General features: G+C 64.0%; 15 protein-coding genes. 6 read left to right on the top strand and 9 right to left on the bottom strand.

Features of this window, described 5'->3' with window-relative positions; genetic code table 11:
• A partial coding sequence (locus tag ABR948_RS21540) for a signal recognition particle receptor subunit alpha (protein ID WP_428121801.1) occupies positions 1-365 on the bottom strand: 365 nt, incomplete at its 3' end.
• A 412-nt stretch (positions 366-777) separates the two neighbouring features.
• Here ABR948_RS21540 and ABR948_RS21545 point away from each other — a divergent pair.
• Positions 778-1,842 carry an MBL fold metallo-hydrolase gene (locus tag ABR948_RS21545; protein ID WP_428121803.1) on the top strand — a complete coding sequence of 355 codons (1,065 nt, stop codon included), beginning with the start codon at positions 778-780 and terminating at the stop codon, positions 1,840-1,842.
• Positions 1,843-1,882: 40 nt separating this feature from the next.
• Here ABR948_RS21545 and ABR948_RS21550 read toward each other — a convergent pair whose 3' ends face one another.
• Both ABR948_RS21550 and ABR948_RS21555 read right to left on the bottom strand, forming a co-directional pair.
• Positions 1,883-2,566, bottom strand: coding sequence for an SIMPL domain-containing protein (locus ABR948_RS21550; RefSeq protein ID WP_428121832.1), 684 nt, complete (start codon positions 2,564-2,566; stop codon positions 1,883-1,885).
• A gap of 35 nt (positions 2,567-2,601) precedes the next feature.
• Positions 2,602-3,294 (bottom strand): GyrI-like domain-containing protein, encoded by a 693-nt coding sequence (locus tag ABR948_RS21555; protein ID WP_428121806.1) that lies wholly within the window; start codon positions 3,292-3,294, stop codon positions 2,602-2,604.
• Positions 3,295-3,523: 229 nt separating this feature from the next.
• On the opposite strand from ABR948_RS21555, the gene dapF reads away from it, so the two are divergent.
• Together dapF and mtaB are read left to right on the top strand one after the other, a co-directional pair.
• Complete coding sequence (gene dapF, locus ABR948_RS21560; RefSeq protein WP_428121808.1) at positions 3,524-4,396, top strand: diaminopimelate epimerase; 873 nt, start codon at positions 3,524-3,526, stop codon at positions 4,394-4,396.
• A 3-nt stretch (positions 4,397-4,399) separates the two neighbouring features.
• Positions 4,400-5,671, top strand: a complete 1,272-nt coding sequence (gene mtaB, locus ABR948_RS21565) for a tRNA (N(6)-L-threonylcarbamoyladenosine(37)-C(2))-methylthiotransferase MtaB (RefSeq protein ID WP_428121811.1) — start codon at positions 4,400-4,402, stop codon at positions 5,669-5,671.
• 158 nt (positions 5,672-5,829) lie between these two features.
• On the opposite strand, the gene ABR948_RS21570 is transcribed toward mtaB, so the two are convergent.
• Positions 5,830-6,528, bottom strand: coding sequence for an RluA family pseudouridine synthase (locus ABR948_RS21570; protein WP_428121813.1), 699 nt, complete (start codon positions 6,526-6,528; stop codon positions 5,830-5,832).
• Positions 6,529-6,579: 51 nt separating this feature from the next.
• Here ABR948_RS21570 and ftsY point away from each other — a divergent pair, with 51 nt between their 5' ends.
• Positions 6,580-7,527: a signal recognition particle-docking protein FtsY gene (gene ftsY, locus ABR948_RS21575; RefSeq protein ID WP_428121815.1), complete on the top strand. Its 948-nt coding sequence runs from the start codon at positions 6,580-6,582 to the stop codon at positions 7,525-7,527.
• Positions 7,528-7,690: 163 nt separating this feature from the next.
• Positions 7,691-8,293 carry a septation protein A gene (locus tag ABR948_RS21580; protein WP_428121817.1) on the top strand — a complete coding sequence of 201 codons (603 nt, stop codon included), beginning with the start codon at positions 7,691-7,693 and terminating at the stop codon, positions 8,291-8,293.
• 36 nt (positions 8,294-8,329) lie between these two features.
• Here ABR948_RS21580 and ABR948_RS21585 read toward each other — a convergent pair whose 3' ends face one another.
• The 5 genes from ABR948_RS21585 to ccmA form a co-directional block, all read right to left on the bottom strand.
• Positions 8,330-8,932 carry a DsbE family thiol:disulfide interchange protein gene (locus tag ABR948_RS21585; RefSeq protein ID WP_428121819.1) on the bottom strand — a complete coding sequence of 201 codons (603 nt, stop codon included), beginning with the start codon at positions 8,930-8,932 and terminating at the stop codon, positions 8,330-8,332.
• Positions 8,929-9,108: a heme exporter protein CcmD gene (gene ccmD, locus ABR948_RS21590; RefSeq protein ID WP_428121821.1), complete on the bottom strand. Its 180-nt coding sequence runs from the start codon at positions 9,106-9,108 to the stop codon at positions 8,929-8,931. The genes ABR948_RS21585 and ccmD overlap by 4 nt, the downstream gene beginning before the upstream one ends.
• Before the next feature lie 5 nt (positions 9,109-9,113).
• The gene (locus tag ABR948_RS21595) at positions 9,114-9,854 is read right to left on the bottom strand and encodes a heme ABC transporter permease (RefSeq protein WP_428121823.1); all 741 of its coding nucleotides are present in this window, start codon (positions 9,852-9,854) and stop codon (positions 9,114-9,116) included.
• Positions 9,855-10,050: 196 nt separating this feature from the next.
• Positions 10,051-10,719 (bottom strand): heme exporter protein CcmB, encoded by a 669-nt coding sequence (gene ccmB, locus ABR948_RS21600; RefSeq protein ID WP_428121826.1) that lies wholly within the window; start codon positions 10,717-10,719, stop codon positions 10,051-10,053.
• Positions 10,716-11,318, bottom strand: a complete 603-nt coding sequence (gene ccmA / locus ABR948_RS21605; RefSeq protein ID WP_428121828.1) for a heme ABC exporter ATP-binding protein CcmA — start codon at positions 11,316-11,318, stop codon at positions 10,716-10,718. Before ccmA ends, ccmB begins: the two co-directional genes overlap by 4 nt.
• A gap of 223 nt (positions 11,319-11,541) precedes the next feature.
• On the opposite strand from ccmA, the gene acnA reads away from it, so the two are divergent.
• Positions 11,542-13,022, top strand: a 1,481-nt coding sequence (acnA, locus tag ABR948_RS21610; RefSeq protein ID WP_428121830.1) for an aconitate hydratase AcnA, incomplete at its 3' end; no start/stop codon positions are given.

The raw sequence follows: 13,022 nt of genomic DNA on the forward strand, positions 1-13,022 counted from the left end.
CGGGCGAGCTTGGCGGTGGTGGTGGTTTTGCCGGAGCCCTGCAGGCCGACCATCATGATCGCGACCGGCGGCACGGCGTTGAGGTCGATGGTCTGGCCGTCGGCGCCGAGCGTGGCGATCAGTTCGTCATGGACGATCTTCACCACCATCTGGCCGGGGGTCACCGACTTGACCACGGTGGCGCCGATCGCCTGTTCGCGGACCTTTTCGGTAAAGCTCCTGACCACGTCGAGCGAGACGTCGGCCTCCAGCAGCGCGCGGCGTACCTCGCGCATGGCGGCATCGACGTCGGCCTCGGTCAGCGCGCCGCGCCGCGTCAGCCGATCGAGAATGCCTCCAAGCTTTTCCGACAGATTGTCGAACAATTCCGTTTTCCCTTGTCATGCCCGTCGCGGGCACAGCATCGCTCAACTAACTTCCGTCATACCCCGCGAAAGCGGGCTATCCAGTACGCCGAGACCTCGCGTCAAAGCGAACGCTCCGGGATACTGGATCACCCGCCTTCGCGGGTGATGACGGTTCATTTTGTGTTCTCGCCACGGGGCGGAACGATAGTCCAAACAATTTTGCGCCCGAGGGCGCATCGCGCTGTCGGGCGTTGGCCTCCGGCCTCAAGGGCCGGGCGGCGGGTCGAAAAGAACGTCTTTCCGAGAATTGCGGCGGTTAAACCCCCGCAGCCCCCGGAAGTCAAGAAAAGTCACGCAAAAGTGGTATTTTTCGGGAGTCTTGCCGCTCGGCACCCCCTTGCCGAAACGCAGGTTTTGAGGCCAATCGGGCATGAAAACCACCCGCCGCACTGTTCTCGGCCTCCTCGCCGGTGCTGCCGCTGTTGCCGGCGTCCCGTCCTACTGGATTTACCGCATGAAAACCTATGCCGGGCCGCCGTCCGATCATTTCGACGGCACGCATTTCTTCGATCCCGATGGCGTGCCGCCGAAATCGCTGGGTGACGTATTGCGCTGGCAGTTCGGCAGTGGCCGGCAGCGGCAGGCATGGCCCGAATGGGTGCCGAGCCCCCATGCCGATACGCCGCCGCCACGCGTGACTGGCGACAAGGTGCGATTGTCATTCGTCGGCCACGCCAGCTGGCTGATCCAGACCGCTGGGCTGAACATCCTGGTCGATCCTGTCTGGTCGGACCGCGCCTCGCCGCTGGGTTTCGCCGGACCGAAGCGCCATAACGATCCTGGTGTCGCGTTCGACGCGCTGCCTCCGATCGACATCGTGCTGGTGTCGCACGGGCATTACGACCATCTCGACGTCGCGACCTTGTCGAAACTCGCCGCAAAGTTCTCGCCGCGCGTCATCACCCCGCTCGGCAATGATCTCACCATGCGCGAGGCCGACAACGCGATCAAAGCCGAGGCGTTCGACTGGCATGATCGCGTCGAGCTCGGCAGCGGCGTCGCGGTGACGCTGGTGCCGACGCGGCACTGGTCGGCGCGCGGATTGTTCGACCGCAACAAGGCGCTGTGGGCGAGTTTTGTGATGGAGACGTCAGCAGGCAAGGTCTACATCGTCTGCGATTCCGGCTATGGCGAGGGCAAGCACTTCCGTCGTGTGGCCGAGGCGCACGGTCCGTTGCGGCTGGCGATCCTCCCGATCGGCGCCTATGAGCCGCGCTGGTTCATGAAGGATCAGCACATGAATCCGCAGGACGCGGTGAAGGCGCTGGCCGATTGCGGCGCGCAGCAGGCGCTGGCGCATCACAACGGCACCTTTCAGCTGACCGACGAGGCGATCGACGCCCCGGTTATTGCGCTGGGCGTGGCGCTCGACGAAGCGAAGATCCCGCGCGAACGGTTTGTGGCGCCGAAGCCGGGGCAGGTGTTCGAGATTTAGATTCTCGTCGTCCCGGCGTTCGCCGGGACGACGACTCGTTTTATTGCGCCGATTGCTCCGGCTTGATGGCCCAGGACACGCTCACCGTGACGCCAATGGTTTCTTCGCCCTGTGCCACCGGCGCTGTGGAGGCCATCGCGCCGGCCATTTTGCGGAATTGCATCGGCACCGGCGAGCCACCTTCCGAGATGCTGATCGGGGCGCCGAGCGTGACACCGGCGGCCTTGGCATAGATCTCGGCCTTGCGGCGGGCGTCGGCGACCGCCTGTTCGCGCGCCTCGTCGAGCAGTTTCGAGGCCTGCGCCACCATGAAGTTGATGCCGCCGATATCGTTGGCGCCGGCGCCGACCAGCGTATCGATCACGCTGGCGACCTTGGTGACGTCGCGCAGCCGGATCGTCACCCGATTGCTGGCGCGGTAGCCGACGATGACGGGGGGCCCGCTGGATCTATTCGGCGCGCTCTGCGGCTGCAGCGACAGCCGCGAGGTCTGGAAATCCTTCTCATCGATGCCGGCGCCCTTGAGCGCCAGCAGCACCTTGCCCATTGCGGCATTATTGGCCTCCGAGGCCTCGCGCGCGGTTTTGGCTTCCGAGGTGACGCCGCCCTCGACCTGCGCCAGATCGGGCGGCACCGAGATAGTGGCTTCGCCGGTGACGGAGATCATGGCCGGGAGCGCGGTCTGTGCCCGCGCGGGCGCTGCGAGCAGCATGCCCGCCGCCATGATCGCCGCGGTGAACAGCGCGGGCTTCACGGGGCTCACTTCAGCGGCACATAGACATTGATCACCAGCTTGTCCTCCGCCGTCTTCAGCGGGTCGGTGATGTATTCCTCGATGAAGGTATCCTTGGCCTCGAGCTTCTTGTCGTCGAGGTGATTGGTGATGGCCTCATAGGTGTTGTCCATATTGTCGTAGGAACCGCGGTGGACAAACTTCAGGGCCTTGCCGTCGGGCGACTTGCCCATGCTCATGGCCTTGGTCAGGTTCTTCGGTTCCTGATCGACCGGAATTTCCGCGAGATAAGTGAAGCCGGTATCGTCGGTCGACGTATAGACGATCATCGGATTGCCCGCGGGCTTGATGCCCTGCTTATCGAGCAAGCCTGACAGCGTCTTGAATGATTCGATCAGGGTGTCGAACGCCGCATCCCAATTGGCAGAGCCCTTGGCGATGACGACCGTCTTCGGCGTCAGCGCGATCTGTTCGCCGAACGGATCGGCGGTCTGAACCGGTGCAGGCGTTGCCGGGGTCGACGCTGCCGGAGCCTCCGCGGCGGGGCTCGGGGCCGGGCTCGGTGCGGGGGCCGGTGTGCTCGCCGTAGGCGGCGGCGTCTGCGCCAGCGCGGGACCAAGACCTGCGATGCCAAGACCCAGGATGCCAAGACCCAGCGAAATCGCGGCTGCCGGGACCAGCGCGACCATGGCAAGGCGGAAATGGCGGGGCAAATTCATTCGGTATTCTCCATGGCCGTGATCAGCGCGCGCGCCTCGCCCAGATGTCCCGGTTCACGTCGGTGAAGCGTATGACGAAGCGACGGCATCCTAACACGCAAGGGCCGTTTTAGTCCCATGACAGATATTTCATGGCCGCCCCCGTCCGGTGAGGACCCGACACAGATTTGCCGCACTGGCCAATCCGCCGTCATTCGCCATATAAGACGGGCACAGACCGGGAAATTCCATGAGCGCGCTCGCCAACCGACCCTTTGCCAAGATGAACGGCATCGGCAACGAAATCGTGGTGGTCGATCTGCGCGACCACCCCGCCGCGGTCAGCGCGGAAGAAGCGCGCGCGGTGGCCCAGCCTGCGGGCGTGCCGTATGACCAGCTGATGGTGCTGCAGCCGCCGCGCCTGGCCGGCACCGAGGCTTTTATCCGCATCTACAATAATGACGGCTCGGAAGCGGGGGCCTGCGGCAACGGCATGCGCTGCGTGGTGCGCCGGCTGTTCGAGAAAACCGGCCAGACCGCCGTGACGTTTGAGACCCGGGCCGGCCTTTTGAATTGCTGGCAGGGTCCGTCGGCCGATCTCTACACCGTCGACATGGGCCCGCCGAAATTCGGCTGGAAGGATATTCCGCTCGCCGAAGAATTCCGCGACACGCGCTCAATCGAGCTGCAGATCGGTCCGATCGACGCGCCGGTGTTGCACACGCCGTCCGTGGTCAGCATGGGCAATCCGCATGCGATCTTCTGGGTCGACGACGTCAACGCCTACGATCTCGCCCGCTTCGGCCCGCTTCTGGAAAACCATCCGATCTTTCCGGAGCGTGCCAACATCACGCTCGCGCACATCGTCGATCGCGATCACATCACGATCCGCACCTGGGAGCGCGGCGCGGGACTGACCAGGGCCTGTGGCTCGGCGGCCTGCGCTGCAGCAGTCGCCGCGGCGCGGCTGCGCCGCGCCAATCGCCTGGTGCAGATCGCGCTGCCCGGCGGCGAACTCGCGATCGAGTGGCGCGAGCGCGATGACCACGTGCTGATGACGGGCACGGCCGATTTCGAATATGAAGGCCGCTTCGATCCCGCATTGTTTGCGTCCGTCGCTTGAACCATGAGCGTTGACGTCATCACCTTTGGCTGCCGCCTCAATGCCTTCGAATCCGAGGTGATCGCCCGCGAGGCAGAACGCGCCGGGTTGATGGATACCATCGTCATCAATAGCTGCGCGGTTACCAACGAGGCGGTGGCGCAGGCGCGGCAATCGATCCGCCGGCTCAAGCGCGAGCGGCCGCAGGCGCGCATTGTGGTCACCGGCTGCGCGGCGCAGACCCAGGCGCAGATGTTCGCCGATATGGCCGAGGTCGATCGGGTCATCGGCAATGACGACAAGATGCGCGGCGAAGCCTGGCGCGATGCGCGCACGGCGCTCGACGCCGCGCCCGCATTCGGCATCGCGGCAGATGAGAAGATCGCGGTCGCCGACATCATGGCGGTGAAGCAGATGGCGCCGCATCTCTTGGAAGGATTTCAGAGCGGCCTGCCGCGGGTGTTCGTGCAGGTGCAGAACGGCTGCGACCACCGCTGTACCTTCTGCATCATCCCCTATGGCCGCGGCAATTCGCGCTCGGTGCCGATGGGCGCGGTGGTCGATCAGGTTCGCGCGCTGGTCGCGCGCGGCCATGCCGAAATCGTGCTGACCGGCGTCGACCTGACCAGCTACGGCGCGGATCTGCCGGGCGCGCCCAAACTCGGCCTGCTGACAAAGCAGATCCTGCGCCATGTGCCGGAACTGAAGCGGCTTCGCATTTCGTCGATCGATCAGGTCGAGGTCGACAAGGATCTGCTCGACGTGATCGCGGAGAACGAACGTTTAATGCCGCATCTGCATCTGTCGCTGCAGTCCGGCGACGACCTGATCCTGAAGCGGATGAAGCGGCGGCATTCGCGCGCCGATGCGATCGATTTCTGCGCGCAGGTGCGGCGGTTACGGCCCGACATCGCGCTCGGCGCCGATATCATCGCGGGCTTTCCGACCGAAACCGGGGAGATGTTCGCGCGCTCGCAGGATCTGGTCGAACAATGCGGCCTGACCTTCCTGCATGTGTTCCCCTATTCGAAGCGCCCGGGCACCCCGGCGGCGCGGATGCCGCAGGTTTCCGGCGACAAGATCAAAGAGCGCGCCAGCCGATTGCGGGCCGCGGGAGAAGCCGCGCTGCGGAAGCGACTGGCATCGGAAATCGGTATGATGCGCCATGTTTTGATCGAGAGCGCGACCCAGGGCCGCACCGAACATTTTCTGCCGGTGGCGATCAGTGGCGAGATATCAGGCGCGGTGCGGGCGCTGACGATCGCCGGCAATGATGGCGCGCGGTTGACGGTGTGAGGCGCTAACGATCTCAACTCGTCGTCGCCCGGCTTGACCGGGCGATCCAGTACGCTGCGGCTTCTCGATCAATCCGCAGGTCTCTGGAATACTGGATCATCCGCTTTCGCGGATGATGACAGCCGTGATCGGAGCCAACGACGGGCTCTCTCACGAAATCACTCCCCGTTCCACCCGCATTTCCGCAACCGCTCGTGCAAATGCGCCGGCGCCGGCGCGGTCACCCGCACCGGGTCTTTATTTCTGGAGATCGGAATCACGATCTCGCGGGCATGCAGATGCAGGCTCGGCTCGCCGAAACGCGGGCCGGTGCCGTAGATATTGTCGCCGACGATCGGCCAGCCCATCGAAGCGGAGTGAACGCGCAATTGATGGGTGCGGCCGGTGACGGGCTCGAGCGCGAGCCAGGCGAGGCCGTCGCCACGACCCCGCACCGTCCAGTTGGTGACGGCCTTTTGCCCCTCTGGATCCGGCTTCTGCCACCAGCCGCGCTCGGCATTGAGGCGGCCGAGCGGCATGTCGATGGTGCCCCGGTCCTCGACCGGCCCGCCTTCGACCACCGCCCAGTAGGTTTTGGAGATCTTGCCGTGCTTGAACAGCAGGCCCAGCGACGCCGTCGCCTTGCGATGGCGTCCCAGCACGAGGCAGCCGGACGTATCGCGGTCGAGCCGGTGGGCCAGCACCGGCGGACGCGGCAGGCCGAATCGCAGCGCGTCGAAGGAAGATTCCAGGTTGGCACCGCCCTTGGGGCCGCGATGCACCGGCAGCCCCGCGGGCTTGTCGATCACCAGCATCAGCCCGTCGCGATGGAGCACGCGGGCCTGGATTTCGTCCGCAGTCAGTTCGGCAACGTCCATCAATCGTCAAGACTTTCGTTTGAAGGATGAAACGGCTAACACACGTCGGACATGAACGATACCATTCCGGAACAGACCAAACTGAGCTGGTGGCGGCGGCTATCCGGCGGCCTGAAGCGCACCTCGGGTTCGCTCGGCGCCGCCGTGGCCGATCTCGTCACCAAGCGCAAGCTCGATCGCGCGATGCTCGAGGATATCGAGGACGTGCTGCTGCGCGCCGATTTGGGAACCGAGGTCGCGGCGCGGATCGCAACTGCCGTGGGCGCCGGGCGCTACGACAAGACGATCTCGGCGGATGACGTGAAATCGGTGGTCGCGACCGAGGTCGAGAAAGTGCTGGTTCCGGTGGCGAAACCGCTTGTGATCGACGCGGTGCAGAAACCGTTTGTGATTCTGGTGGTCGGCGTCAACGGTTCCGGCAAGACCACTACGATCGGCAAGCTGGCAGCCAAGCTTTCCACTGAGGGCCGCAAGGTGATGCTGGCCGCGGGCGATACCTTTCGCGCCGCCGCGATCGAGCAATTGAAGATCTGGGGCGAGCGTACCAAGTCGCCGGTGATCGCGGCCGCGCAGGGGTCGGATTCGGCGAGCCTGGCCTTCAATGCGTTGTCGGCGGCACGGGAGGGAAAGCTCGACGTGCTGCTGATCGACACCGCGGGCCGGCTGCAGAACAAGGCCGAGTTGATGAACGAGCTTGAAAAGGTGGTTCGTGTCATCAAGAAGGTCGATGCGTCGGCGCCGCATGCGGTGCTGCTGGTGCTCGATGCCACGGTGGGACAAAATGCGCTGTCGCAGGTCGAGGCGTTTCATCGTACCGCAGGGGTGACGGGCCTGGTGATGACCAAGCTCGACGGCACCGCACGCGGCGGCATCCTGGTGGCGCTCGCGGAAAAGCACAAACTGCCGGTGCATTTCATCGGCGTCGGCGAGGGCATCGACGATCTCGCCCCGTTCACCGCGCGCGATTTCGCGCAGGCGATCGCCGGGATCGAATCTTAGGGTTTTTCTTGTCATGCCCCGCCAACGGGTCTCGCCTTTTGGCGAGCCCGATGACAGGCTCCGGCGGGGCATCCAGTACGCCGCGCCGTCAGTTGGAATCGAGGCGCTTCGGAATACTGGATCATCCGCTTTCGCGGATGATGACGGCAATACGGGGTATGAGATGGACAAAACCACGCCGCATCCGCTGTTCAAGCTCGCGACCGAACTCGGTCCGCTGGTGGTGTTTTTCGTGGCCAACGCCAAATTCCACCTGTTCGTCGCCACCGGCGCGTTTATGGTGGCGGTGGTGGCGGCGATGATCGCGTCTTACGTGGTGACGCGGCATGTGCCGATCATGGCGCTGGTCACCGGCGTCGTGGTGCTGGTGTTCGGCACGCTGACCCTGGTGCTGCACGATGAAACCTTCATCAAGGTCAAGCCCACCATCATCTACAGCCTGTTCGCCGCGGTGCTCGGCGGCGGCCTGTTGTTCGGCCGCTCCTTTATCGCGATCATGTTCGACCAGATGTTCAATCTGACACCGCAGGGCTGGCGCGCCCTGACGCTGCGCTGGGCGCTGTTCTTTTTCGCGATGGCGATTGTGAACGAAATCGTCTGGCGCACCCAGACCACCGATTTCTGGGTGGCCTTCAAGGCGTTCGGCGTGATCCCGCTGACGATGATCTTCGCGGTCACGCAGATGCCGCTGATCAAGCGCTACCATCTGGAGCCGGTCTCGCTGGAAGCAAGCGACGCGGCGGAGGGGGACGTCACCAAGGGGTGAGCCATTCCCTCTCGCCGCGCGATTTCGCGGAAAGACTTAGCTTCCCGCTTTCAGCGCCTTGTCGATCTCGGCCCGCAATATGGTGTTGATATTGTCAGGGGTGACCGGGCCGACCATCTTGTAGACGATGGTGCCCTGGCGTCCGACGATGAAGGTTTCCGGCACGCCGTAGACTCCCCATTCGATCGCGGCGCGGCCATTACCGTCGACGCCGACAATGCCGAACGGATTGCCGTAGCGGCCAAGAAATCGCCGGGCATTGTCGGGCGAATCTTTGTAGTTGATGCCGACGACCTGCAGCCTTGTGTCCTTGCCGAGTTCGGTCAACAGCGGCGCTTCGTCGTGACAGGGTATGCACCACGAGGCCCAGACATTGACGACACTGACCTTGCCCTTGAACGCTGAAGGGTCGAGCCCGGGCACCGGCACGCCATTATTGACGAGGCCATCGAGCGCGGGCAACGCGGTTTGCGGCGCCGGATGACCGATCAGGGCGGATGGAATGCGCGAGGGGTCGCTATTGCCAAGCCGGAACCAGAAGATCGCGGCCAGTGCGATGAAGCCGATCAGCGGCAGCGCCATCAACCAGCGCGAGGTTCGCGGCGCAGCATTTATAGGTATCGGCGGAGGTTTGCTCATGTGATGTCCGTGGCGCTGCGCCCGGAGCGTCGGGCCACGCCGCCGGCTTCGAGCTCGTGCAGGGTTTGCTTCTGACGGCGATAATCGATCGCGATCCAGATAATGAGGATCAGCACCACCGCCGCCACCAGCAGATAGGACGTCACGATGAAGGACGCGTAGGGGCCAAGCGACATCGCCTTCACGCCGAACGCTGGCTGGCTTGCGCCACTTGCATCATTTGCAACGCGCGCACCCGGCGGCGCAGAATCTCGTTGCGCATCGCCGCCAGATGCAGGGTCACGAACAGAAGTGAAAATGCCACCGCCATCACCAAGAGCGGAATCAGGAAGACGCGGTCGAGCGACGGGCCGCCGAGCCGCATCACCGATGCCGGCTGATGCAGCGTGTTCCACCAATCCACCGAGAATTTGATGATCGGCAGATTGATCGCGCCCACCAGCGTCAGGATGGCCGCGGCGCGGGCGGCGCGGGAAGGATCCTCGACCGCGCGCCACAGCGCGATCAGGCCGAGATACATCAGGAACAGAATCAGCACCGAAGTCAGCCGCGCATCCCATTCCCAATAGGTGCCCCACATCGGCCGTCCCCACAGCGAACCCGTGACCAAAGCGAGAAACGTGAACGCCGCCCCAATTGGCGCGGCGGCCTTGGCCGCGACATCCGCCAGCGGATGCCGCCACACCAGCGTGCCCAGTGCCGCCAGGCTCATGACGCCCCAGACGAACATCGACAGCCAGGCATTCGGCACATGGATGAACATGATCTTCACGGTGGCGCCTTGCTGATAGTCATCGGGCGCCATCGCGGACTGATAGAGGCCGATCAGCAGCAAGACGGCGGTTGCGGCCGCAAGCCATGGCAACAGGCGCGCGGTCAACGACAGGAACCGGGTCGGGTTGGCGAGATCGATCAGCGTCATGACATCCTGATAATCATCATCATTGTCGCAGGCAATGCGGCTGTTTTTGTTTCATGCCGTCTCCGCAAGAGTTGATTACGGTTTAGTTGATCGCACCTAGAGCCTGGGTTCTGACCGAATCAGAACCCAGGCTCTAATCTTTCGTTTTGACGCGTTTTCTTTATGCGAACCGGTACCCACTTCGCTTGAAAACGCTCTAATCCAATCCTTGCCGCAGGCTCGCAGCCGCGGCGAACGGTCCAATGACAAAACTGATCAGCGACAGCGCGCACAGGATCGAGAACGGCGCGCCGAACGACACGGGCCCGGTGATCGCAGCCTCCGAGGCGGCCACACCGAAGATCAGCACCGGTATAGACAGCGGCAGCACCAATACCGCCAGCAGCAGTCCACCGCGATGCAGCGTCACCGCCAGCGCTGCGCCGATCATGCCGGTAAAGGTCAGCGCCGGCGTGCCCGCCAGCAGCGTCAACGCGACAGCCGAGGTCGCTGTCGCGTCGAGATTGAGCAACAGCCCCAGCACCGGGGTTGCGATCACCAGCGGCAATCCGGCGGCCAGCCAGTGCGCCAGCGCTTTCGCGGCACAGGTCAGTTCCAGCGGGGTCCGGCTCATCACGATCAGGTCGAGCGAGCCGTCTTCGTGGTCGGCCATGAACAGCCGGTCGAGGGTGAGCAGGCTTGCGAGCAGGGCGCCGAGCCAGAGGATCGCCGGCCCGAGCCGCGTCAGCAACGCCAGATCGGGGCCGACCGCGAACGGCATCAGCACCACCACGGTGAGGAAGAACAGCACGCCGATCAGCGCGCCGCCGCCGACCCGCAGCGCGATGCGGATATCCCTTCGAATCAGCGCGGCGAGGGCGGTCACGACGCCTCCCCGATCCGCAATTCCCGGGCTTGCAGTCCCAGGGGCGCATGGGTGGCGGCGACGATCAGCCCGCCGCGCGCGAGGTGGTCGTTCATCAACCCCGCAAACAGGCCTTGTCCGGCGGCATCCAGCGCGTTGGTCGGCTCATCCAGCAGCCAGACCGGCCGCCGCACGGCCAGCAACCGGGCGATCGAAAGCCTGCGCCGCTGACCGGCCGACAGATACGCCGCCGGCAGCCGGGCGGCATGGTCGAGCCCCACCGCGGCCAGGCTTTGCGCGGGATCGAACGCCTCGCCACCCAGAAAATCACGCCAGAATTCAAGGTTTTCCTGCACGCTCAAGGCCGGCTTCAGCGCATCGCGATGGCCAAGGTAATGGGCCTGTTCGGGCAAGCTCAACTCCACCCCGCCACCCTCGAGATCGATGGTGCCGCCGGCCAGGGTCAGGAGGCCGGCGATCAGTCGCAGCAGCGAGGTTTTGCCTGATCCATTGGGGCCGGTGACGGCCAGCGCCGCGCCGGAGGACGCCTCGAAATCCAGCGCCGAGAACACTTCCCGACCGCCCCGCACGCATCTGATGCCACGTCCGCAGAGCCGCATGTTGTCCTTTCACAGCCCTCTGGAAACCTGTGGGTAGCGCGTCGGAATTTGTGGGTGCCGCATTGCTGCGGCACGATTGTCGGTGTGGCGGTGCTTCTAGAAAGATTCTATAAGCCGGAACTTGATGCAGCACACAATCCGCGGCTGCAAGCTATCGGCCAAGCCTCTCCGCCGGTGTTCTAATACCTCTGCCGGGTATAACTGACAATTGGGATTGCCTCACATGACCTCGCTCGACAGCTTCAAATGCCAAAAGACCCTCAAGGTTGGTGGCAAGACCTACGTCTATTACAGCCTGCCCGCGGCCGAGAAAAACGGTCTCAAGGGAATCTCGAAACTTCCCTATTCGATGAAGGTGCTGCTGGAAAACCTGCTGCGCCATGAAGACGACCGCAGCGTCAAGAAAGCCGACATCGTCGCGGTGTCGAAATGGCTGAAAAAGCGCGCGCTCGAACATGAAATCTCGTTTCGCCCGGCGCGGGTGCTGATGCAGGATTTCACCGGCGTGCCCGCGGTGGTCGATCTTGCGGCGATGCGCAACGCCATGCAGGCGCTCGGCGGCGACGCCGAAAAGATCAATCCGCTGGTGCCGGTCGATCTCGTCATCGACCACAGCGTGATCGTGAACTTCTTCGGCGACAACAAGGCATTCGGCAAGAATGTGGTCGAGGAATACAAGCAGAACCAGGAACGCTACGAATTCCTGAAATGGGGCCAGAAGGCGTTTTCGAATTTCTCCGTGGTGCCGCCCGGTACCGGCATCTGCCATCAGGTCAATCTCGAATACCTCGCGCAGACGGTATGGACCCGCAAGGAAAAGATGACCGTCGGCAAGAAGACGGCCACCTTCGAGGTCGCCTATCCCGACACGCTGGTCGGCACTGACTCGCACACCACGATGGTCAATGGTCTCGCCGTGCTCGGCTGGGGCGTCGGCGGCATCGAGGCCGAAGCAGCGATGCTGGGTCAGCCGCAGTCGATGCTGTTGCCCGAAGTGATCGGTTTCAAGCTCAAGGGTGCGCTGAAGGAAGGCGTCACCGCCACCGATCTGGTGCTGACCGTGACGCAGATGCTGCGCAAGCAGGGCGTGGTCGGAAAATTCGTCGAGTTCTTCGGCCCCGGCCTCGACCATCTCTCGGTCGCGGACAAGGCCACCATCGGCAACATGGCGCCGGAATATGGCGCCACCTGCGGCTTCTTCCCGGTCGATGCCGCGACCATCGATTATCTCAAGACCTCGGGCCGCAAGGCTGACCGTGTCGCGCTCGTCACCGCCTATGCCAAGGCGCAGGGCCTGTTCCGCACCGCCAAGTCTCCCGATCCGGTATTCACGGCGACCTTGACGCTCGATCTCGCCGACGTGGTGCCCTCATTGGCCGGACCCAAGCGCCCCGAAGGCCGCGTCGCGCTGCCCGCGGTCGCGGCAGGTTTCGCCGCGGCGATGGCCAGCGAATACAAGAAAGCCGCCGACGCATCGAAGCGCTATGCGGTCGAGAATCGCAATTTCGATCTCGGCCATGGCGATGTGGTGATCGCGGCAATCACTTCCTGCACCAACACTTCCAATCCGAGCGTGCTGATCGGCGCCGGACTGTTGGCGCGCAACGCTGCCGCCAAGGGCCTGACCGCCAAGCCCTGGGTCAAGACCTCGCTGGCGCCGGGCAGCCAGGTGGTCGCCGAATATCTTTCCAATTCCGGACTGCA

The organism is Bradyrhizobium sp. (assembly GCF_050014615.1).
GTDB lineage: Bacteria > Pseudomonadota > Alphaproteobacteria > Rhizobiales > Xanthobacteraceae > Bradyrhizobium.

Bases quoted from the DNA above. Each gene is read 5' to 3' on its own strand.
- ABR948_RS21545 (WP_428121803.1), top strand. From the start codon at position 778: ATGAAAACCACCCGCCGCACTGTTCTCGGCCTCCTCGCCGGTGCTGCC.
- ABR948_RS21550 (WP_428121832.1), bottom strand. From the start codon at position 2,566: ATGGCGGCGGGCATGCTGCTCGCAGCGCCCGCGCGGGCACAGACCGCG.
- ABR948_RS21555 (WP_428121806.1), bottom strand. From the start codon at position 3,294: ATGAATTTGCCCCGCCATTTCCGCCTTGCCATGGTCGCGCTGGTCCCG.
- dapF (WP_428121808.1), top strand. From the start codon at position 3,524: ATGAGCGCGCTCGCCAACCGACCCTTTGCCAAGATGAACGGCATCGGC.
- mtaB (WP_428121811.1), top strand. From the start codon at position 4,400: ATGAGCGTTGACGTCATCACCTTTGGCTGCCGCCTCAATGCCTTCGAA.
- ABR948_RS21570 (WP_428121813.1), bottom strand. From the start codon at position 6,528: ATGGACGTTGCCGAACTGACTGCGGACGAAATCCAGGCCCGCGTGCTC.
- ftsY (WP_428121815.1), top strand. From the start codon at position 6,580: ATGAACGATACCATTCCGGAACAGACCAAACTGAGCTGGTGGCGGCGG.
- ABR948_RS21580 (WP_428121817.1), top strand. From the start codon at position 7,691: ATGGACAAAACCACGCCGCATCCGCTGTTCAAGCTCGCGACCGAACTC.
- ABR948_RS21585 (WP_428121819.1), bottom strand. From the start codon at position 8,932: ATGAGCAAACCTCCGCCGATACCTATAAATGCTGCGCCGCGAACCTCG.
- ccmD (WP_428121821.1), bottom strand. From the start codon at position 9,108: ATGTCGCTTGGCCCCTACGCGTCCTTCATCGTGACGTCCTATCTGCTG.
- ABR948_RS21595 (WP_428121823.1), bottom strand. From the start codon at position 9,854: ATGACGCTGATCGATCTCGCCAACCCGACCCGGTTCCTGTCGTTGACC.
- ccmA (WP_428121828.1), bottom strand. From the start codon at position 11,318: ATGCGGCTCTGCGGACGTGGCATCAGATGCGTGCGGGGCGGTCGGGAA.